Below are 19428 nucleotides of genomic sequence, written 5' to 3' on the forward strand. Positions count from 1 at the left end.
GCCCGGGGGCGGGCCCGGCGGCGGATGCTGAACTGGCTCACCGCGGTCGGCTTCCAGCTGCCCGCCCTGGTGCTGTTCGGCGTCCTGGTGCTGCTGCCGATCCTGTTCGCCCTGTACGCCGCCTTCTTCCGCTGGGGCGGCTTCGGCATGCCCTCCGACTACATCGGCGGCGACAACTTCACCCGGCTCTTCCAGGACGAGGTCTTCCTGGGCGACCTGTGGCGCTGCCTGGTCCTGGTGCTGCTGTCGCTCGCCCTCCAGCTGCCGTTCGCTCTGGCCATGGCCGTCCTGCTCAACCAGAAGGTGCGCGGCCGGGCCGTCTACCGGATGCTGTTCTTCGCGCCGTACGTCCTGTCCGAGGCCATCACCGGTGTGCTGTTCAGCATGATCTTCGCCCCGGACGACGGCCTCGCCGACCGGATCCTGGGCGGCATCGGCCTGGACGGGCTGGGCGGTGAGTGGTTCGCCGATCCCTCCACCGTGATGGCGACCCTCTTCCTCGTCATGACCTGGAAGTACTTCGGCTTCCACATGATGCTCTACCTGGCCGGACTCCAGTCCATCCCGGCCGAGTTGACCGAGGCGGCGCTCATCGACGGTGCCAACGCATGGCAGCGCTTCCGCAATGTCACCCTGCCGCTGCTCGCACCCACCCTGCGCATCAGCGTCTTCCTGTCCGTCATCGGCTCCATCCAGCTCTTCGACCTGGTGTGGGTGACCACCGCGGGTGGCCCCGACCACCACTCCGAGACGATGGCCGTGACCATGTTCCAGTACGGCTTCAAGCGCTATCAGGTCGGCTACGCCAGCGCGATCAGCGTGGTCATGTTCGGCATCAGCCTCGTCTTCGCCCTCGCCTACCAGCGGTTCGTGCTCCGCCGCGACCTCGAAGGGGCCACCACGACCATGCGAGGAGGCGGCAAGTGACGACCAATTCCCCCAGCGGAAAGCGCGGGAAGACCTTCCCGGTCCACGTCGTCCTCGTCGCCGTCGGCGCCGTGATGGCCGTACCGCTGCTCTACGCGGTCTTCTCCGGCTTCAAGTCCACCGATCAGCTCTCCGGCAACCCGATCGGGCTGCCCGACCCGTGGGTGACCTCCAACTACACCGACATCCTCGGCTCCGGGTCCTTCTGGCAACTGCTCGGCAGCAGCACGCTGATCGCGGTGGCGACGACCGTCATCGTCGTCGCGGTATCCGCGCTCGCCGCCTTCTCCTTCGCGCGGTTCGCCTTCCGTGGGCGGGAGTTGCTGTTCACGCTGTTCACGATGGGGCTGATGTTCCCCTTCGCGGTGGCGGCCCTGCCGCTGTTCCTGCTGCTGCGCTCGATGGACCTGCTGGACAACCCCCTCGGCGTGATCCTCCCGCAGGCCGCCTTCGGACTGCCGATGACGATCATCATCCTGCGCGGCTTCTTCCGGCAGATCCCCGGTGAGCTGGAGGAGGCGGCCACGCTCGACGGCTGCGGTCCGTTCGGCTTCTTCTGGCGGGTCCTGCTGCCCATGGCGCGGCCCGCGCTCGGCACCGTCTCGGTCCTCGCCGTCGTCACCAGCTGGAACAACTTCTTCCTGCCGCTGCTGGTGTTCACCGATTCCACGTGGTGGACCATCCCCATCGGCGTCCAGCAGTTCCAGGGCCAGTACTCCGCGGACACCGCCCGCGTCTTCGCCTACCTGGTCCTGGCCATGGTCCCCGCCCTCGCCTTCTACTCGGTCGCCGAGCGCCAGCTCGTCGGCGGCCTCACCGCCGGCGCCACGAAGGGATGACCGCGCGCCTGCGGACGTACGGCTCACACCCCCATCCGACCGTGAGGAGTCGCACCATGCGCACCATCCGTACGACGATCCGCTCCCGCACCCGGCTCAGACTCGCCGGCGCCCTCGCCGCCGTCCTGGTCGCCGCCGGGGTCGCCACCGGCCCGCCGGCCCAGGCGGGCGAGGAGCACGGCAAGCAGCCCACCCTCGCCGACCTCGCCCAGCGCCACGGCCGCTACTTCGGCAGTGCCACCGACAACCCCGAGCTCGTCGACGAGCCGTACAAGGCCCTCCTCGGCAGCGAGTTCGACCAGATCACGCCGGGCAACGGCATGAAGTGGTACGCCACCGAACCCCAGCAGGGCGTCTTCGACTTCTCCCAGGGCGACGAGATCGTGAACCTCGCCCGGGCCAACCACCAGAAGGTGCGCGGCCACACCCTGGTCTGGCACAGCCAGCTGCCCGGCTGGCTGACGAGCCGCGCATGGACGGCCCCCGAGCTGAGGGCCGTACTGAAGAAGCACATCCAGGCGGAGGTACGGCACTACCGCGGCAAGGTCTTCGCCTGGGACGTCGTCAACGAGGCCTTCAACGAGGACGGCACCTACCGGGAGACCGTCTTCTACAAGACGCTCGGCCCCGGTTACATCGCGGACGCGCTGCGCTGGGCCCACCAGGCCGACCCGCGCGTCAAGCTCTACCTGAACGACTACAACATCGAGGCCATCGGCCCGAAGAGCGACGCCTACTACAAGCTGGCCAAGGAGCTCAAGGCACAGGGCGTCCCGCTGCACGGCATCGGCCTCCAGGCGCACCTGGCGCTCCAGTACGGCTATCCGACCACGTTGGAGGACAACCTCCGTCGCTTCTCGCGGCTCGGGCTGGACACCTCGCTCACCGAGGTCGACATCCGTATGTACGTGCCCGCGGACGAGGCCAAGCTGGCCACGCAGGCTCAGTGGTACCGCGACCTGACCGAGGCGTGCCTCGCGGTGCGCAGGTGTGTCGGAATCACGCTGTGGGACTACACGGACAAGTACTCCTGGATCCCGGCGTTCTTCGAGGGCGAGGGTGCGGCGCTGCCGTGGGACGAGCAACTGGCGCCGAAACCGGCGTACTTCGCGATCAGGGAGGCGCTGAAGAAGTAGGGCGCGCAACGCACAGCATGTGACGGCGGAAGGACCCGTTCCCGGGCGCCCGAGGGGGGTGCCCGGGAACGCCCGCGTCAGGCCTGGGCGACCGGTGCCGTACTCGCCCGCACCACCAGCTCCGTGCCCAGCTCCACCCGCGGCGAGTCCGGCTGTTCGTCGCGGGCCAGACGCAGCACCGTACGGACGGCCAGCTTGCCCATGTCGGCGAGCGGCTGGCGGACCGTGGTGAGGGGCGGAGCCGACCAGCGGACTTCCGGAAGGTCGTCGAAACCGACCACGCTCATGTCCTCCGGCACCCTCAGCCCGCGCCGTCGCAGCGCCTCGATCGCGCCGAGCGCCATCTGGTCGCTGGCCGCGAACACCGCGGTCGGCGGCTCGGGCAGGTCGAGGAGGGCGGTGCAGCCGGTGAACCCGGACTCGGGGTGGAAGTCGCCGGGCACGACGAGGGAGTCGTCCACCACGAGGCCGGCGCCCTCCAGGGCCGCGCGGTATCCGTCGAAGCGGGCCCGGGAGCACAGCAGCCGCGGCGGACCGGCGATCAGGCCGATCCTGCGGTGGCCCAGCGACAGCAGGTGTTCGGTGGCCGCCATGCCGCCCGACCAGTTGGCGGCCCCGACGGTGGGCACGTCGAGGGCGGGGGAGCCGGCGGGGTCGACGACCACCAGGGGGACGCCGAGGATGCGCAACTCCTCGTGCAGTACGGGCTCCAGTGCCGACGTGACGAGGATGACGCCGTCGGAGGCGCGGGCCCGCAGGTTGCGCAGCCATTCGCGGGCGTCGCCCGTGCGGCCGTGGATCGCCGACACCACCGTGCCGACCCCGGCCGCGTGGGCGACCTCCTCGACTCCCCGGATGATCTCCACCGCCCAGGGGCTGTCGAGGTTGTTGAAGACGAGGTCGAGCAGGGCGGCGCGGGTGCCGGGGGCGGCGGGGCGCTTGCGGTAGCCGTGCCGTTGCAGCAGGTCCTCGACCCGGGCCCGGGTCTGCGGCGAGACGTCGGACCGGCCGTTGACGACCCGGGACACGGTCGGCACCGAGACCCCGGCCTGCCGGGCGATCTCCGTGATCGTGACCTTGCCCCGGGCCTGCGGCCCGGTCTCGGCGTCGGCCTCGTGTGCTGCCACTTCCCCACCTCCGTCGACACGCTGTCGAAACTTCCAGGAGTCTTCCGGAAAGAGGGCGACCGTGGGAAGAGGCCGCGCCGCGAAGGCACCACACACGGGGGACTACGGGGAGTGACCGACCCCGGACACGCGTCGGGGCCGGTGCGCAGTCGATGGCTGCGAGCCGGCCCCACATGTTCTACGGGCGATCTTGTGGACCGCCCGCTGCCGCTCAGGCGGCGGTCATCACCTGGCTCGGGCGGCGCGGGGCGATGACCCGGCCGTCCGGCAGGAGCTCACCGGTGTCCTCGAAGAGCAGAACGCCGTTGCACAGCAGGCTCCACCCCTGCTCCGGGTGGTGCGCCACGAGTCGGGCGGACTTCCGGTCGGCGGATTCGGCTGTCGGACACGGTGGCTGGTGCTGGCACATTGGTGGGATCTTTCGCTCTGTCGTGACGGATGAGATGGCTGTCGTGTCTGTCCCGCGGCTTGAAACGTCGTCCATGGCCGCCCCCCGTTGTGATCGGTCGGTCCGAACCCAGTGTTGCCCCACGGGCGTCAATCCGCAGGGATTTAGCAGCACCGCTTCTTCACAGTTTGAAGACGCACCACCCGCGCGGACGGTTCATTCCAACTGCACTGTCACTTCGGGTGGTTCGCGGTGGCCGGATGGGGCTAGTCCGGACGGGTCGGAGGCCTGTTCGGCTCGTACGAGCCGCAAAGCGCTCGTACGAGCGAAATGGCCACCGGGAAACTCCCTATGAGCCTAAGGGCACCCGAAACAGCGGCGTACCCCGCCACCCTGAATTCGGGAACGGGGTACGCGAATCGTCGCGGTAGGGGAATCTCAGGCGGGCGAACCCAGCAGAGGCGCCGGGGCCACCCGATGAGTCAGCACCGGCAGCAGCTCGGCGACCCGGTGCGGACGGTGGGCGGCGATGCCGGGCGGCGCGGGTGCCAGCGGGACGAGCAGGTCCGTGGCCGCGGGGTGGCCGGTGGCGCCGTCCGCGGTGCGGTCGCCGTGCAGCCAGAGCGCGAGCATGTAGAGGCCGGGGATCGACAGCAGGCGCGGCTGGTAGGGCTGCGCGATGGTCTCGGCCTGGCGCAGCGCGCGCTCGGTCGAGGCGACGTACGGGCCCTCGAAGAACCGGGAGAACGCCCAGCCGTCGGGGGTCAGCATGGTCTCCGCCGCGGCCACGGCGCGGTCGCCGCAGCGGATCAGGAAGCGCCAGCCGGCCAGCCGGGTGGCGGGGACGCCCGCGGCGTCGACCCCGTCCAGGACGTGCACGGGCAGCGGCAGCTCGGGCGTGGCAGGTCCCTGGGCGTGCAGCAAGGAGGGAGTTCGGGCCTCGCGGACCGCGGTGGGGGAACCGAGGGCGGTGAGGACGGAGCGAAGTGCGGGCGCGGGAGCCGGGGGGACATGCAGGGGCATGGTGGGTCGCCTCTCTCGTTCGACAGGCACGGTGGCGCGAGGGCGGGGCTGGGGCGGACGACGCTGTCAGCTCACGGGGTCAGAGAGGCGGGGGCCGTGGTCCGATGGCGAGGGATGCGGGAGAGGTCTGCCGTAGGTCACCTGACGGCAGCACCGAGGGCCGCGGGCGCCAGCCTTCTGCCTTCTTCGCGGAGTTTATACGACATATGTTCAGACGGTGTTTCGTCTAGCCGTTTCCGACGGGTAGAGCAAGGGCTCATTCGGTCGGCGATTCGCGGGAATCATCCCGATTCCGGAGCGACCGCGCGGCGGTGACCTCGGAAAATGCGCGACGAGCGGTCGGCCCATTCTCGTCGGCGTTTTTCACGAGTTCCATCGGGCACTCGAAACTGCGTAGTGCACCATGCCCGGTGAATGTGCCTCCGGTCACCTCGACAGCGTAGCGGGCGCCGACCCAGCGCGTGACGTTATCGATCGTCCCGGCTGGGCATCATCCCACCTGCACCCCGACACCGGCGGCCGGCACATCGGCCTGCCCATCGCGAGGAGGGACGCTTCGATGGGGGAGAAGGTCGTGGCGGCGCCGTTCGACCTGTCCGACCGCCAGCACTACCGCGACAAGCTGCGGCGGTGCCTGACGGGTCTGGAGCGACTCCTGGCGGAGAAGCGGTTCGATCGCCCGAAGAACCTCATGGGCCTGGAGATCGAATTGAATCTCACCGGTACCGACGGCATGCCGAAAATGCTGAATGCGCAAGTGCTGGAGCGGATCGCGAGCCGAGATTTTCAAACAGAACTCGCCATGTTCAACCTGGAAGTCAACATAGCCCCACATCGGCTGGGTGGCCGCGTATTCGACCGACTTGAAGAGGAACTCCGCACCTCCCTGGCATATGCCGACCGGAAAGCGGGTGAGCTCGACGCGGGAATCGTGATGATCGGCATCCTGCCGACGCTCGACCGCGACGACCTGGTCTCCTCCAACCTCTCCGACGTCGACCGTTACGCGTTGCTCAACGAGCAGATCGTGGCCGCCCGCGGCGAGGACTTCGTCCTGGAGATCGACGGCGTGGAGCGACTCAGCTGCACCTCGAAGTCGATCGCGCCCGAAGCCGCCTGCACGTCGGTGCAACTCCACCTGCAGGTCACGCCGGGCCGTTTCGCCGACGTGTGGAACGCCGCGCAGGCCGTGGCCGCCGCCCAGGTCGCCGTCGGCGCCAACTCGCCGTTCCTGTTCGGCCGCGAGCTGTGGCGCGAGTCCCGCCCGCCGCTGTTCCAGCAGTCCACCGACACCCGCCCGCCGGAACTCCAGGCCCAGGGAGTACGGCCGCGCACCTGGTTCGGGGAGCGGTGGATCTCCTCCGCGTACGACCTGTTCGAGGAGAACCTGCGCTACTACCCGGCCCTGCTGCCCATCTGCGACGAGGAGGAGCCGCTGGACGTCCTCGACGCGGGCGGCGTCCCCAAACTCGCCGAGCTCGTCCTGCACAACGGCACCGTCTACCGCTGGAACCGCCCGGTCTACGGCATCGCCGACGGCGTCCCGCACCTGCGCGTGGAGAACCGCGTGCTGCCGGCGGGCCCCACCATCACGGACGTCATCGCCAACGCGGCCTTCTACTACGGCGTCGTCCGCGCCCTCGCCGAGGAGTCGCGGCCGGTATGGAACAGGCTGCCGTTCGAGGCGGCCGCCGCCAACTTCGACTCCGCGTGCCGGTACGGCATCGACGCCCGCCTCACCTGGCCCCGGCGCGGACGATACGGCGGCACGGCCGAGGTCGACGCGGTCAGCCTCGTACGCGACGAACTGCTCCCTCTCGCCGAGGCCGGCCTCGACGCGTGGGGCGTGGAACCCGCCGACCGGGATCTGTACCTCGGCGTGATCGAGGAGCGGTGCCGGCGCCGGGTCAACGGCGCGTCCTGGCAGGCGGCGACCTTCCACCGGGCGCTGGAGACGGGGCTCTCGCGGGAAGCCGCGCTGGCCGCCACGACCCGGCGGTACCGCGAGCTGATGCATAAGGGGGATCCGGTGCACACGTGGCCGGTGGGGCTGCTGGAGCCGGTGCCGCTGGGCTGAGGGCCGCATGGGCTGCCCGAGGGCCGTTGCCCTTGCCACCGTACGGCGGCGTACTTGGGGGTCGCTGTCGCCTGCCCCCTGCCGATCGGGCAAGCTGTGACGTCCCAAGACGGTGATGCTGGAGGCAGGTGTGCAGTCGGAGGCGGGGCCCGGTGGCTGAATCGTTTCCTCATGAGCCGCCCTCTCGACGGATCCTCCGGGACGAGACGCTGCTCGTCCTGGGGGTTTCACTCGGTGCGAGCGGTGTGTCCGCCCTGATCAGCTTCATCGGATCGGTCACCAAACCGGGCGGCCTCAAGGACCAGGCGGCCACCCTCAACGCCTCGGCCGCGCCGGGCCGTCCCTGGCTCGATCTCGCCTGGCAGCTGTTCGGGATCGCCTCGGCGCTCGTGCCCGTCGCCCTCGTCGCACACTTCCTGCTGCGCGAAGGGCGGGGCCTGCGGACCCTCGGCTTCGACCGCACCCGGCCCTGGCCGGACCTCGGCCGCGGGGCCGCGATCGCGGCGGTGATCGGCAGCACCGGAATCGCCTTCTACCTGGCCGCACGCGGCCTCGGCTTCAACCTCACGGTGGTGCCGGAGGCGCTGCCCGACGTGTGGTGGAAGTACCCCGTGCTGATCCTCTCGGCCGTGCAGAACGCCGTCCTCGAAGAGGTCATCGTCGTCGGCTATCTGCTGCGCCGGCTGGGCCAGCTGGGCTGGACGCCGGGCACCGCGCTCATGGCCAGTTCCGTACTGCGCGGTTCCTACCACCTCTACCAGGGCATCGGCGGCTTCATCGGCAACATGGTGATGGGCGTGGTGTTCGTGTACCTGTACCGCCGGTGGGGCCGAGTCGGACCGCTGGTGGTCGCGCACTCCCTGCTCGACATCGGGGCGTTCGTGGGATACGCGCTGCTGGCCGGGAAGGTGGACTGGCTGCCGACGGCTTGAGGACCTGCGAGGACTTCCGGGAGGAGCGTACGACGATCTCGTACGCCCCTCTGTTCGTACGCCCCTTCCGCGCTGCTCAGACGAGCAGGTCGCCCTCGATCACGGTGACCGCACGCCCGCTCAGCAGCGTCCGGTCGCCGCGCAGCTCGGTGCGGACACGGCCGGAGCGGGGGGAGGCCTGCAGGCCGGTGAGGACGGGGCGGCCCAGGCGCTCGGACCAGTAGGGGGCGAGGGCCGTGTGCGCGCTGCCGGTGACCGGGTCCTCGTCGATGCCGATGTTCGGGAAGAAGCAGCGGGAGACGAAGTCGTAGCCGTGTGAGGGGTCCTCGGCGCGGGCTGTGGCGATGATGCCGCGCGCGGAGTAGGCGCCCAGGGCCTTGAGGTCCGGGGTCAGGGCGTGGACCGTCTTCTCGTCGGCGAGTTCGAGCAGCAGGTCGCCGACGCTCGGACCGGTGTCGAGGACGGCGCGCGGCTCGGCTCCGAGGGCCTCGGCGACTCCGTTCGGGACGTCGACCGCAGTGAGCGGGGCCGTCGGGAAGTCCAGGGTGATCGAGCCGTCCTCGCCGGGCGCGGCCATGAGGACACCGCTGCGGGTGGCGAACCGCACCGGGCCCTGGTGGGCGCCGGTGCTGTGCAGGACGTGGGCCGTGGCCAGCGTCGCGTGGCCGCACATCGCGACCTCGGCGGCGGGCGTGAACCAGCGCAGCGCCCAGTCGGCCTCGCCGCCCTCGGGCAGACGGTGGGCGAACGCGGTCTCGGCGTGGTTGACCTCCAGGGCCACCTGCTGGAGCCAGCCGTCGTCCGGGAAGGCGTCGAGGAGCAGGACTCCGGCCGGGTTGCCGGCGAAGGGGCGGTCGGTGAAGGCGTCGACGATTCGGATGCGCATGCACTGACGCTAGAAGGGCCGTGGAGGGGCGGGCCAAGGCCAATTCCGGAGTGCTGGACCGATTTCGGGGATGTCACCGCCGAGCGGCTGACCTGTTGGTTGAGCACCTGGGCGAGGACCTCTCGGAACTGGATGATGTCCTCGGCCGGTGGCGGAGCGTGTGTCACCAGCCCAACCCACCCGGGGTCATGGCGCATGAGCACACAAGGCTCATATGTCGGGGTGTCGTTGAGGCTCCCCGTCAGGGCAGGGCGAGGACGCAGAGCTCGTGGCCCTCCGGGTCGGACAGGCACGTCCACGGGACGTCGCCCTGGCCGAGGTCGAGGTCGGTGGCGCCGAGGGCCCGCAGCCGGGCCACCTCCGCTGCTTTGTCGTCACCGGGGTACGGCAGCAGGTCAAGATGGACGCGGTCCGGCACGGTCCTCACGTCGGGCGTGCGGAGGAACTCCAGATACGGGCCGACACCCTTGGCTGAGCGCAACACCGCATGATCGTCGGTCACCTCGTGCAGGGTCCAGTCCAGCGCCTCGTCCCAGAACCGGGCCATGGCCCGCGGATCCGCACAGTCGACCACCACCCGGGCGATCGGCCCGGTGTCCCGGTAGATCTCCCGAGGCTCCAGCAAGCAGAACTCGTTGCCCTCCGGGTCGGCGAGGACCGTCCACGGCACTTCGCCCTGGCCCACGTGGGCGGGCGTCGCACCGAGAGCCTTAAGGCGTGCGACCAACTCCGCCTGATGGGCCGCAGAGGTGGTGGCGAGATCGAGGTGCACACGGTTCTTTGTTGTTGTCTCTTGGGTTCCGGGACGGGAACGACATCGACGCAGACGGCGACCGGGTCCGGCCAAACGCGGCCGCCGACGGGTCCCACGTAGGTGGTCACGCCGGGGCTGTAAGCACTCCAGCCGAGCGCCTCCGCCCAGAACCGGCCGACCGCCGAGGCATCAAGAGCCTTTACGTTCACCTGAACAGGTCGCAGTGCCATGTCGGCGATCCTATGCGCCCGCTCTCATCGGTACTGCTTCGGTGAGATCTGAGCCACCTTCCTCGAACAGGTCAGCGGCCGTCGTGTCCGGGCCTTGCCATGCGAGCGGTTCCGATATATCGTTGAGCCATCGCGACAGATCAACGATGGAATGGAGTGATTGCGATGCGTTCCCATGGATTCGAGCGTGGACACGGTGGTGGCGGTCGTCAGGACCGAGGCGGTTTCGACGGTCGGCGTGGTGCCTTCGGCCCCTTCGGGCCGGGTGGTCCCGGCTTCGGCGGACCGGGCTTCGGTCCGGGGCCCTGGGGTCACAGGGGCCGTGGCGGACCACGAGGGAGGGCGCGGCGCGGGGACGTGCGCGCGTCGATCCTGGCCCTGCTGAAGGACCGGCCCATGCACGGGTACGAGATGATCCAGGAGATCGCCGAGCGCAGTGGCGGGGCGTGGAAGCCCAGCCCGGGTTCGGTGTACCCCACCCTCCAACTGCTGGAGGACGAGGGGCTGATCGCCAGTGAGAGCGAGGGCGGCAAGAAGCTGTTCTCGCTCACCGACGCCGGCCGTACGGCGGCCGACGAGGGGCCCGACGCACCGTGGGAGGAAGCCTCGCGCGGCGTCGACTGGGAGGTCCTGGGCGAGATCCGGCAGGCCGGTTTCGGTCTGATGGAGGCCTTCGGGCAGGTCTGGAAGACCGGCAGCAAGGAGCAGCGCGAGAAGGCGCTCGGTGTCATCAACGACGCCCGCAAGAAGCTGTATCTGATCCTCGCCGACGAGGACTGACGGCCGGGCGGCCGGACAGTCGGTCGTACGGCCGGATGGTCGGACGGTCGATCCTGCGGCAGGCGCCCCGTGGAGCGATCCGCGGGGCGCCTTCCTGCGTGCGGCCGTCAGGTCACCAGCGCGGCCAGTTTGCGCAGCGACTCGTTCAGGGCGGCCGTCGCCGAGTCCTTGAGCTTGCCCGCCATCAGTGAGACGGCGGCGCCGGTGAACTCGCCGCAGACGCGGACCGACGTAGCGTCGCCGTCGGGAGCGAGGGTGTAGCGCGTGGCGACGGTCACGGCCATCGGGCCCTTGCCGCGGATCGCGAACACCCGGGCCGGCTCGAGTTCCTCGATGGTCCACTCGACCTCGGCCGGGAACCCCATCAGCTTCATGTTCTCCTGAAACGTCCCGCCCACGGCGAGGATCTCGGGACCGCCCTTGGGGAAGCTGGTGTGGGTCGCGTTCCACTCGCCGTACGAGGACCAGTCGGTGAGCCGGTCCCAGACCTTCTCCGCGGGCGCCCCGATCCGTGCCTCCGCGCTGACTTCGGCCATGCGACCACCTCTTCGTGTCGGGCTACAGTGTCGCGGAACGTAGCCGCAGGGTCTGAAACATTCAATACTGATGAACCGTCAGATTACCGTGTCCGTGCGAGATGTAGATGAGGGAGCGCGGGACAAGGCGGCGCGCGCCCGTCGGGGTAAAACAGCGTGATCTCATCCGTAAGGAGGAGATTCCGGCGCCCCGCGTCCGCTTCCCGTGGGACGCCAAAATGCTTCCTCCCGTGGATGACCGTAGGCCGGAGGGACTGATGGGGTAGGGGATGTGCAACCCCGTATCCCCCGGCAGTCGGCCCACGAGGCCGGCAGCCGGCGCCCGGCCCACACGGACGACGATGCCCGGCTCAGTGCCGAACTGGCAGCGGTGGTCTCCGGTGCCCGGCGACGGGCGGTCAGGGACGGGGACCGGCAGGTCGACACGGCCCATCTGCTGCACTCGCTGCTGGAGTCCGACCCCGAGGCGCGGGCCGTGTTCGACGGCGAACCGCAGTTCGCCCGACTGCTCGGCTACCTCGTCCAGCGCAGCATCGGCTACGGCCTGCGCTGGCAGGGCAGCGTCGAGGACTCCGGCGCCGTACCCGTGGTGACGCAGGCCGAGGGCTACTCGCCGCTGGCGGCGGGCGCGATGGAGTACGCCCGTGCGCGGGCCGCGCGACGCGGCGGCGGTCCGGCCCGTGGCATCGACCTGCTCGCGGCGATCGTCGTGGACCCGGAGGCACGGGCTGTCGAGGTGCTGGACCGGGCGGGGATCGACGCGCGTGAGGTGTTCGCGCGGGTCGACAGCCGTTTGGAGACGGATCGCGCCTGACGAGCGCCGTCGGGGGAGGCCCGTCCAGCCGCTGAGACAGGTGTCAACGGGGGTGACGCTCATGTCATCGCCTGTCATCATGTGCCGGTGCATACGTCTGAGAGCAGTCAGGGCAGCCGGGGAAGGGGCGTCGGGCTCGGTCTCGCGCTGGCGTCCGCGCTCGCCTTCGGCGGATCCGGGGTCGCGGCCAAGCCGCTGATCGAGGCAGGGCTCGACCCGCTCCACGTGGTGTGGCTGCGCGTCGCGGGCGCGGCCCTGGTGATGCTGCCGGTCGCCTGGCGCCACCGCGCGCTGCTGCGTCGCCGCCCCGCCCTGCTCGCCGGGTTCGGGCTGCTCGCCGTGGCCGGCGTCCAGGCCTGCTACTTCGCGGCGATATCCCGGATTCCCGTCGGGGTCGCCCTGCTCGTCGAGTACCTCGCGCCCGCCCTGGTGCTCGGCTGGGTGCGGTTCGTGCAGCGGCGGCCGGTGACGCGGGCCGCCGCGCTCGGCGTGGTCCTCGCGGTCGCGGGTCTCGCCTGCGTCGTCGAGGTCTGGTCGGGCCTGAGCTTCGACGCCCTCGGCCTGCTCCTCGCGCTCGGCGCAGCCTGCTGCCAGGTCGGCTACTTCGTCCTGTCCGACCAGGGCAGCGACTCCGGGGACCAGGCACCCGACCCGCTCGGGGTCATCGCGTACGGTCTCCTCGTCGGCACGGCCGTACTGACCGTCGTCGCCCGCCCCTGGACCATGGACTGGGCCGTACTCGCCCGCGCCGCGGACATGGACGGCACCCCGGTCGCGGCAGGCCTGCTGCTGGCCTGGATCGTGCTCGTCGCCACGGTCCTCGCCTACGTCACCGGCGTCCTCGCGGTGCGCCGGCTCTCCCCGCAGGTGGCCGGTGTCGTCGCGTGCCTCGAAGCGGTCATCGCGACCGTCCTCGCCTGGGTCCTGCTCGGCGAGCACCTCTCGGCACCGCAGATCATCGGCGGAGCGGTCGTCCTGGCCGGAGCGTTCATCGCGCAGTCGTCGGCGCCCGCCAAGGGCTCCCCGGAGCCGGTCGCGAGCGGCGGCACCGAAAGGGAGTTGTCGGCGCGCGGGACCGCCCCATAGGCTGCCGAATCATGCATACGAACGCACTCGTTCTTCCGCCTCCGGCCGCCTGAGGCGGGCCCTCCGGACACCAGGGGCGTTGTGGGACACCCCTGAGCCCTGCACGCCGCCGGGCGGAACGGTGCTGCCCGCAGAAGAAGTCCGTGGACCCCGCCGAGCGGGCGTCCTCCCTGAACTTCAGCGCATCTTGCGCATCTGCGGAGAGAACGCGTGTCGAATACTGCTTCCGGCCTGCCCATCGGGCGAGGCTTCCTCTACCTGATCGTCGCCGGTGTCGCCTGGGGCACCGCGGGCGCGGCCGCCTCCCTGGCCTACCGGGCCAGTGACATCGGGCCCGTCGCCCTGTCCTTCTGGCGCTGCGCGGCCGGGCTCGTACTGCTGCTCGCCGTCCGCCTCCTGCGTCCGGGCGGCGCCCGGACCGCCGTATCGGAACCGCTGCGTCGCAAGGCGCTGCGGGTCGGCGTCACGGGTGTCGGCCTGGCCGTGTTCCAGACGGCCTACTTCGCGGCCGTGGAGTCCACCGGACTCGCCGTGGCCACCGTCGTCACGCTCGGCGCCGGGCCCGTTCTCATCGCGCTCGGCGCGCGGCTGACCCTGGGGGAGCGGCTCCGCAGCGGCGGGGCCGTCGCCGTCGCCGGTGCGCTCGCCGGACTCGGGGTGCTGACGCTCGGCGGCGAGGACGCGGCCGTACGCCCGTGGGGCGTCCTGCTCGCGCTGCTGTCCGCGGCCGGGTACAGCGTGATGACCCTGCTCACCCGACGGTGGGGCCGCGGCGGCGAGGTCGACGCCGCCAGTACGTCCGTGGGGGCGTTCGCGGTCACCAGCCTGTGCCTGCTGCCGTTCGCCCTGGCCGAGGGATTGGTGCCGCACACCGCCGAACCGGTCCGTCTCCTGTGGCTGTTGGCGTACATCGCGGCCGTCCCCACAGCCCTCGCCTACGGCCTCTACTTCGCGGGCGCGGCCGTCGTCCGGTCGGCCACGGTGTCCGTGATCATGCTGCTGGAGCCGGTGAGCGCGGCGGTGCTGGCCGTCGCCCTGCTCGGCGAGCGGCTCACCCTGGCCACGGTGGCCGGCACCTTGCTCCTCCTCGGCTCGGTCGCGGGGCTCGCGGTCGCGGAGACGCGGGGCGCGGTGGAGCCGGAGGAGGAACCGGCGCTCGTGTGACGGAGAGGGGCCCTTCTCGAGGTCCTTTTCGGGGGAAGGGCCCCTTCGCTCAGGCTCCGCGCCGGCGCAGCAGGTGCTCGCGTGCCGCCGCGTCGCGCGACCCGCTCCGGTCGGCCGACCCGCTCCGGTAGGCCGGCCCGGCCGCGATCCGGTCCTGGACCTCCTCGGTCCGGTGACCGGCGTACTTGAACTTCCCCCGGACGGCGACCACTTCGAGCCGCAGCCCGCGGATCCCGGACAGCATCCGCCCGTACGGCGCCTCGCCCACCGCCACCCGCGTGGAGCCGCCCTCCGGCTGGAAGTGGCCGATCTGCCGGTTGAGGAGCGCGGCCTTCTCGGTCGGGGCGTCCACGAGGCGGGCGCGGCAGCGGAGTTGGACGGCGGCGTAGAAGCTCGTGGGCGTGATGGCGTGTTCGGACGGGCCGTCGGGCGGGGCCTGTCAGGGGCCGGGGACGTACACGTAGTCGTCGAGCTCGTCGCGGGGATGGATCAGCGTCACGGGACCGGCAGGTAGTCCGGGAGCTCGGTGCCGGGGGCCAAGCCGGCGTCCGCTACAGGGGTTTCGTAGCCCTTGCGCAGGGGGACGACGCCGGCCCAGTGCGGGAGGGCCAGGTCCTCGGGTTCGTCGTTGACGCCGCCGGTGCGGGCCTTGGCGGACACCTCGTCGAGGTCGAGGCGGATCACGGCGGTGGCGGCCAGCTCCTTCTTGTTGGCCGGCCGGGAGTCGCGGGCACGGCCCGGTACGACATGGTCGACCAGCGCGTCCAGGGCCGCCAGTTTCTCCTCGGGGTCGGTCACGTCGTGGGCGACGCCGTGCACCACCACGGACCGGTAGTTGATCGAGTGGTGGAAGGCCGAGCGGGCCAGGATCAGCGCGTCGACGTGCGTGACCGTCAGGCAGACCGGGAGCCCCGGGTCGGCCTGCCCCGTCATCCGCAGCGGGCGGGAACCCGTCGAGCCGTGCACGTAGAGCCGCTCGCCGACCCGGCCGTACAGCGTGGGCAGCACGACCGGCGCGCCGTCGCGGACGAAGCCGAGGTGGCAGACGTAGCCCTCGTCGAGTATCGCGTGCACCAGTTCCTTGTCGTACGAGGCACGATTCGGGGAGCGGGTGGGGACGGTGCGGTCGGTGGGGGTGTAGGCGGCGGGCGTCGTCGACTGCTGGGTCCCCTGCATGGCGCTCTCCATTGCACTAGTGCATAATTGTCTTTGTGCTAGGAGAGTATCGGATCGCAGGTCGGCGCGCAGCGGAGATTTCGGCGAGCATCGAGCGGGCGGTGGCGGCCGGGGAACTGCTTCCCGGTCAAGTGCTGCCGCCCATGCGGGAGTTGGCCGCCGAGTTGGGCGTGAATCCCAATACCGTCGCGGCCGCCTATCGCACGCTGCGCGAGCGCGGGGTCATCGAGACCGCCGGGCGCCGGGGCAGCAGGGTGCGGCCCAAGCCGGCCACCACCGGGCGCGAGCACATCCGGGTGGACGTGCCGGACGGAGTGCGCGACATGTCGAACGGCAATCCGGATCCCGCGCTGCTGCCGTCCCTGGCGAAGGCGTTCGCGGAGGCGGCCGAGCAGGCCGACCGAGAGCCGGTCCTGTATGGAGACGCGCCCATGGAGCCGGAGTTGGCGCGAATCGCGCGGGCGGAGCTGAATGCCGACGGCGTGCCGGACGGGCCCCTGGCCGTCGCCTCCGGGTCGCTCGACGCGATCGAGCGGGTGCTGGCCGCCCATCTGAAGCCTGGGGACAGTGTCGCGCTCGAGGACCCCGGCTGGGGCAGTCTTCTCGACCTCGTCCCGGCGCTCGGGCTGCGCACGGTTCCGGTGGGTGTCGACGACGAGGGGCCGCTCCCCGACGACGTACGGCGGGCTCTGGCGGCCGGGGCCCGCGCCCTGATCGTCACCGACCGGGCGCAGAACCCGACCGGCGCGGCGGTGAGCGCCACGCGCGCGCGTGCCCTGCGGTCCGTGCTGCGGGAGCACCCGGAGACCCTGCTGATCGAGGACGACCACGGCCACGGGATCGTCGACCTGCCCCTGCGCCCCCTGGCCGGCGAGGCCCGCACCTGGGCCTTCGTGCGCTCGGTCGCCAAGGGGTACGGGCCTGACCTGCGGCTGGGCGTGCTCACCGGGGACGCCGTCACCGTCGACCGGGTGCGCGGACGGCAACGGCTCGGGCCCGGCTGGGTCAGCCGGATCACCCAGCGGGCCGTGCTACGGCTGTGGGCCGACGGCACGCTGGACTCGCCGGCGGTGGCTGCCGCATACCGCGAGCGCCGGGACCTGCTGATCGAGGCGCTCGCGGAGCGGGGCGTCGAGGCCCACGGGCGCTCCGGCCTGAACGTGTGGATCCCGGTGCCCGACGAGACCGGAGCCGTCGCACGGCTGCTCCACGCCGGCTGGGCCGTCGCACCCGGCGCCCGCTTCAGGATGAGCGCACCGCCCGGGATCCGCGTCACGGTCTCGACGCTGACGGTGGAGGAGGCGGGGCCACTGGCCGACGCGATCGCCTCCGCGGTGGGGCCGGCGCCGGTTCGCAGCTACGTCTAGGGCTAGGTCCGGGAACCGTGTCCAGAAGTCGTGTCCGGGAACCGGCCACGGTGTGGGGCGGAGCGGGGTGGCTCAGGCAGTTGGCGTCGGAGACGGGCGTGGACTGGGATCCGGCCTTGGCTCGCGTTCCGGGCCCGATGTGGGCGTGGAGTCGGCCTCGGCCCTGGGCGGGGGCCCGGTGCGGATGTGGAGCCAGGCCCGGGCTCGTGATCAATACACCGCCGGCTTCAGGCCCGGCCGGCCTCGGCGGTGAGTGTGGGTGTGGTCGTGTCGGGGCCCGCTCTCGGTTCGGCGGCGGGGCTCGAGGTGGTTTCGGGTCCAGGTGTGTTGCCCGGAACAGGTTGGTGACGCGGCTGGCTGGGGGTTGGCCGTCGATTGCGGTGTGGGATCGGTGGTGGTCGTACCAGTCCAGCCAGTCGGGAAACGCTGCCTGGCGTTCGGCTTCTGAGGTGTAGGGCCGGTGGCCTGCCGCCCTGGCTTCCCCGACGCAGTCGGTGACGTTGCTGGTCCGCCGTAACGTGGATCACCGCGCGGATGCCACGCTTGCGCAAGTGGCTGCGGATTGCGCGGGAGGGGAACGCCTTGTGTGGGCATCGGAGGCAAGGTGGATCTTCGGGGTTGGTCCGCCGCGGGACCGCCCGATGGGATGGTCAGCCGGTTCGTCGGCCGGGGCCCTTTCTTGCGGGCCCCGGCGGCGTGCTGGTGTGCACGCACGATCGTGGTCGGTGTCCGATCCGGGAGTAACGGCTCGATCCGCGCCCACTGCGCGTCAGTCAACGGCACACAGGACGAACGACCGACTGATCCAAACGAGACGCCTAGCGATTCCGGTACCACTCGGCGAGCAGGAACGCCAGGTCGAGGGCCTGGGAGTGGTTCAGGCGCGGGTCGCACGCCGTTTCGTAGCGCTGCGGCAGCGTTTCCCTGGCCACGGCACTGCTCCCGCCCAGGCACTCCGTGACGTCGTCGCCGGTGAGCTCCAGGTGGACGCCCCCGGGGTGCGTGCCCAGGGCGCGGTGCACCTCCACGAAGCCCCGCAGTTCGTCGGCGACGGCGTCGAAGTGCCGGGTCTTGTGGCCGCTCTCGGTGACGAAGGTGTTCCCGTGCATCGGGTCGCTGACCCAGCAGACGGGCGCCTCCTCCGAAGCGACCTTCTCCACCAGCAGGGGCAGCAGGTCGCGGACCCGCTCCGCTCCCATCCGCACGACGAACGTGAGCCGCCCGGGCTCGCGGTCGGGGTCGAGGAGGTCCACGTACCGCAGCACGGTGTCCGCGGTCGCACCGGGCCCCAGCTTGACGGCGAGGGGGTTGCTGATCCCGGCGAAGTACTCGACGTGCGGCCCGTCCGGCCGACGGGTCCGCTCGCCGATCCACAGCAGATGGCCGCTGGTGGCGTACGTCCTCCCGGTCGTGGGATCGGTGCGCGTCAACGCCCGCTCGTAGTCGAGCAGCAGCCCCTCGTGGCTGACGAAGAACTCGGCGGTGGCCAGCCCTCCGGCCCGGCCCCCGCACGCGCGCAGAAAGGCCAGCGCCCGCTCGATCTCGTCGGCCAGCCGCTCGTAGCGCCGGCCGCCGGGCGAGGCGGCGACAAAGGCCCGGTTCCACTCGTGCACCCGAGCCAGGTCGGCGAAGCCCCCCGCGGTCAGCGCGCGCACCAGGTTCAGCGTCCTTGCCGACGCCTCGTACATGCGCAGTAGCCGGTCCGGATCGGGGGTGCGCTCCCGCACGGTGAATGCCGGGCCGTTCACCGCGTCCCCCCGGTATACGGGCAGCGTCGTGTCGCCCCGCCGCTCGAACGGCTGGGAGCGTGGCTTGGCGAACTGACCCGCCATACGGCCCACCTTGATGACCGGCATCGACGCCCCGTGCGTCAGGACGACCGCCATCTGCAACAGCGTGCGCAGCTTGCCGTCGACGGACTCCTGCGTGGCACCGGCGAACGTCTCCGCGCAGTCGCCGCCCTGCAGCAGCAGCGCCTCCCCCTTCGCCACCGCGGCGAGCCGGGAGCGCAGCGCGTCGCACTCCGCGGCGAACACCAGGGGTGCCGCCTGCGCCAGTTGGTCGGTGACGTCGCGCAGCCGGACCGGGTCGGGCCAGTCCGGCTGCTGGTCGGCCGGCGCCGGGCCGCCCCCTTGCGTTTTGTGCGAACGGGGTGCGCTTTCCGACGTCATTCCGGCTCCTCCGAC

General features: G+C 71.1%; 17 protein-coding genes and 4 pseudogenes. 10 read left to right on the forward strand and 11 right to left on the reverse strand.

Annotated features, from left to right (window positions below; all coding sequences use genetic code 11):
- Window positions 1-24: 24 nt before the first annotated feature.
- From CLM62_RS19750 to CLM62_RS19760, 3 genes are all read left to right on the forward strand, one after another.
- Window positions 25-927 (forward strand): carbohydrate ABC transporter permease, encoded by a 903-nt coding sequence (locus tag CLM62_RS19750; protein WP_257003942.1) that lies wholly within the window; start codon window positions 25-27, stop codon window positions 925-927.
- Between the two features lie 74 nt (window positions 928-1001).
- On the forward strand, window positions 1002-1766 hold the full coding sequence (locus tag CLM62_RS19755) for a carbohydrate ABC transporter permease (protein WP_257003943.1): 765 nt from the start codon (window positions 1002-1004) through the stop codon (window positions 1764-1766).
- 56 nt (window positions 1767-1822) lie between these two features.
- Window positions 1823-2902, forward strand: a complete 1080-nt coding sequence (locus tag CLM62_RS19760) for an endo-1,4-beta-xylanase (RefSeq protein WP_095751224.1) — start codon at window positions 1823-1825, stop codon at window positions 2900-2902.
- A 77-nt stretch (window positions 2903-2979) separates the two neighbouring features.
- Here CLM62_RS19760 and CLM62_RS19765 read toward each other — a convergent pair whose 3' ends face one another.
- The 3 genes from CLM62_RS19765 to CLM62_RS19775 all read right to left on the reverse strand — a co-directional run bounded on the left by CLM62_RS19765 (window position 2980) and on the right by CLM62_RS19775 (window position 5440).
- Complete coding sequence (locus tag CLM62_RS19765) at window positions 2980-4029, reverse strand: LacI family DNA-binding transcriptional regulator (protein WP_095751225.1); 1050 nt, start codon at window positions 4027-4029, stop codon at window positions 2980-2982.
- Between the two features lie 211 nt (window positions 4030-4240).
- Complete coding sequence (locus CLM62_RS19770; RefSeq protein ID WP_095751226.1) at window positions 4241-4438, reverse strand: DUF5999 family protein; 198 nt, start codon at window positions 4436-4438, stop codon at window positions 4241-4243.
- Window positions 4439-4855: 417 nt separating this feature from the next.
- Window positions 4856-5440: a hypothetical protein gene (locus CLM62_RS19775; RefSeq protein WP_095751227.1), complete on the reverse strand. Its 585-nt coding sequence runs from the start codon at window positions 5438-5440 to the stop codon at window positions 4856-4858.
- Between the two features lie 559 nt (window positions 5441-5999).
- Here CLM62_RS19775 and CLM62_RS19780 point away from each other — a divergent pair.
- Window positions 6000-7517: a glutamate-cysteine ligase family protein gene (locus tag CLM62_RS19780; RefSeq protein ID WP_095751228.1), complete on the forward strand. Its 1518-nt coding sequence runs from the start codon at window positions 6000-6002 to the stop codon at window positions 7515-7517.
- A gap of 152 nt (window positions 7518-7669) precedes the next feature.
- Window positions 7670-8449, forward strand: coding sequence for a CPBP family intramembrane glutamic endopeptidase (locus tag CLM62_RS19785; RefSeq protein ID WP_095751229.1), 780 nt, complete (start codon window positions 7670-7672; stop codon window positions 8447-8449).
- Between the two features lie 76 nt (window positions 8450-8525).
- Here the strand turns inward: CLM62_RS19785 and CLM62_RS19790 are convergent, their stop codons facing one another.
- Entirely contained in the window at window positions 8526-9335 is an 810-nt protein-coding gene (locus CLM62_RS19790; protein WP_095751230.1) for a PhzF family phenazine biosynthesis protein, read from the reverse strand.
- Between the two features lie 241 nt (window positions 9336-9576).
- A pseudogene (locus tag CLM62_RS19795) lies at window positions 9577-10319 on the reverse strand (VOC family protein).
- Between the two features lie 165 nt (window positions 10320-10484).
- Here CLM62_RS19795 and CLM62_RS19800 point away from each other — a divergent pair.
- A complete protein-coding gene (locus CLM62_RS19800) occupies window positions 10485-11099 on the forward strand; it encodes a PadR family transcriptional regulator (RefSeq protein ID WP_095751231.1) in 615 nt (204 codons plus the stop codon).
- Between the two features lie 107 nt (window positions 11100-11206).
- On the opposite strand, the gene CLM62_RS19805 is transcribed toward CLM62_RS19800, so the two are convergent.
- Window positions 11207-11635, reverse strand: a complete 429-nt coding sequence (locus tag CLM62_RS19805) for an SRPBCC family protein (RefSeq protein ID WP_095751232.1) — start codon at window positions 11633-11635, stop codon at window positions 11207-11209.
- 271 nt (window positions 11636-11906) lie between these two features.
- Between CLM62_RS19805 and CLM62_RS19810 the strand changes: the two genes are divergently transcribed.
- The 3 genes from CLM62_RS19810 to CLM62_RS19820 all read left to right on the forward strand — a co-directional run bounded on the left by CLM62_RS19810 (window position 11907) and on the right by CLM62_RS19820 (window position 14699).
- On the forward strand, window positions 11907-12449 hold the full coding sequence (locus CLM62_RS19810) for a Clp protease N-terminal domain-containing protein (protein WP_095751233.1): 543 nt from the start codon (window positions 11907-11909) through the stop codon (window positions 12447-12449).
- A gap of 81 nt (window positions 12450-12530) precedes the next feature.
- Complete coding sequence (locus tag CLM62_RS19815; protein WP_095751234.1) at window positions 12531-13535, forward strand: DMT family transporter; 1005 nt, start codon at window positions 12531-12533, stop codon at window positions 13533-13535.
- A gap of 210 nt (window positions 13536-13745) precedes the next feature.
- A complete protein-coding gene (locus CLM62_RS19820) occupies window positions 13746-14699 on the forward strand; it encodes a DMT family transporter (RefSeq protein WP_095751235.1) in 954 nt (317 codons plus the stop codon).
- A gap of 49 nt (window positions 14700-14748) precedes the next feature.
- Here the strand turns inward: CLM62_RS19820 and CLM62_RS19825 are convergent.
- A pseudogene (locus tag CLM62_RS19825) lies at window positions 14749-15171 on the reverse strand (FMN-binding negative transcriptional regulator); the annotation flags it as partial.
- Between the two features lie 23 nt (window positions 15172-15194).
- Window positions 15195-15875, reverse strand: coding sequence for a pyridoxamine 5'-phosphate oxidase family protein (locus CLM62_RS19830; RefSeq protein WP_095751236.1), 681 nt, complete (start codon window positions 15873-15875; stop codon window positions 15195-15197).
- 35 nt (window positions 15876-15910) lie between these two features.
- Between CLM62_RS19830 and CLM62_RS19835 the strand changes: the two genes are divergently transcribed.
- Window positions 15911-17242, forward strand: a complete 1332-nt coding sequence (locus tag CLM62_RS19835; RefSeq protein ID WP_095751237.1) for an aminotransferase class I/II-fold pyridoxal phosphate-dependent enzyme — start codon at window positions 15911-15913, stop codon at window positions 17240-17242.
- A gap of 337 nt (window positions 17243-17579) precedes the next feature.
- Here the strand turns inward: CLM62_RS19835 and CLM62_RS19840 are convergent.
- The 3 genes and pseudogenes from CLM62_RS19840 to CLM62_RS19845 all read right to left on the reverse strand — a co-directional run.
- Window positions 17580-17702: pseudogene (locus tag CLM62_RS19840) on the reverse strand (IS481 family transposase); the annotation flags it as partial.
- Window positions 17698-17965 (reverse strand): annotated as a pseudogene (locus tag CLM62_RS51605) (IS5/IS1182 family transposase); the annotation flags it as partial. The pseudogenes CLM62_RS51605 and CLM62_RS19840, both read right to left, overlap by 5 nt.
- A 95-nt stretch (window positions 17966-18060) precedes the next feature.
- The gene (locus CLM62_RS19845; protein ID WP_095751238.1) at window positions 18061-19413 is read right to left on the reverse strand and encodes a class II 3-deoxy-7-phosphoheptulonate synthase; all 1353 of its coding nucleotides are present in this window, start codon (window positions 19411-19413) and stop codon (window positions 18061-18063) included.
- Window positions 19414-19428: the final 15 nt, after the last annotated feature.

Source organism: Streptomyces sp. SA15 (assembly GCF_002291145.1).
Classification (GTDB): domain Bacteria; phylum Actinomycetota; class Actinomycetes; order Streptomycetales; family Streptomycetaceae; genus Streptomyces.

Coding starts and splice junctions, on each gene's coding strand:
- CLM62_RS19775 (WP_095751227.1), bottom strand. CDS start 5,440: ATGCCCCTGCATGTCCCCCCGGCTCCCGCGCCCGCACTTCGCTCCGTC.
- CLM62_RS19760 (WP_095751224.1), top strand. CDS start 1,823: ATGCGCACCATCCGTACGACGATCCGCTCCCGCACCCGGCTCAGACTC.
- CLM62_RS19805 (WP_095751232.1), bottom strand. CDS start 11,635: ATGGCCGAAGTCAGCGCGGAGGCACGGATCGGGGCGCCCGCGGAGAAG.
- CLM62_RS19790 (WP_095751230.1), bottom strand. CDS start 9,335: ATGCGCATCCGAATCGTCGACGCCTTCACCGACCGCCCCTTCGCCGGC.
- CLM62_RS19845 (WP_095751238.1), bottom strand. CDS start 19,413: ATGACGTCGGAAAGCGCACCCCGTTCGCACAAAACGCAAGGGGGCGGC.
- CLM62_RS19770 (WP_095751226.1), bottom strand. CDS start 4,438: ATGTGCCAGCACCAGCCACCGTGTCCGACAGCCGAATCCGCCGACCGG.
- CLM62_RS19830 (WP_095751236.1), bottom strand. CDS start 15,875: ATGCAGGGGACCCAGCAGTCGACGACGCCCGCCGCCTACACCCCCACC.
- CLM62_RS19750 (WP_257003942.1), top strand. CDS start 25: ATGCTGAACTGGCTCACCGCGGTCGGCTTCCAGCTGCCCGCCCTGGTG.
- CLM62_RS19755 (WP_257003943.1), top strand. CDS start 1,002: ATGGCCGTACCGCTGCTCTACGCGGTCTTCTCCGGCTTCAAGTCCACC.
- CLM62_RS19800 (WP_095751231.1), top strand. CDS start 10,485: ATGCGTTCCCATGGATTCGAGCGTGGACACGGTGGTGGCGGTCGTCAG.
- CLM62_RS19780 (WP_095751228.1), top strand. CDS start 6,000: ATGGGGGAGAAGGTCGTGGCGGCGCCGTTCGACCTGTCCGACCGCCAG.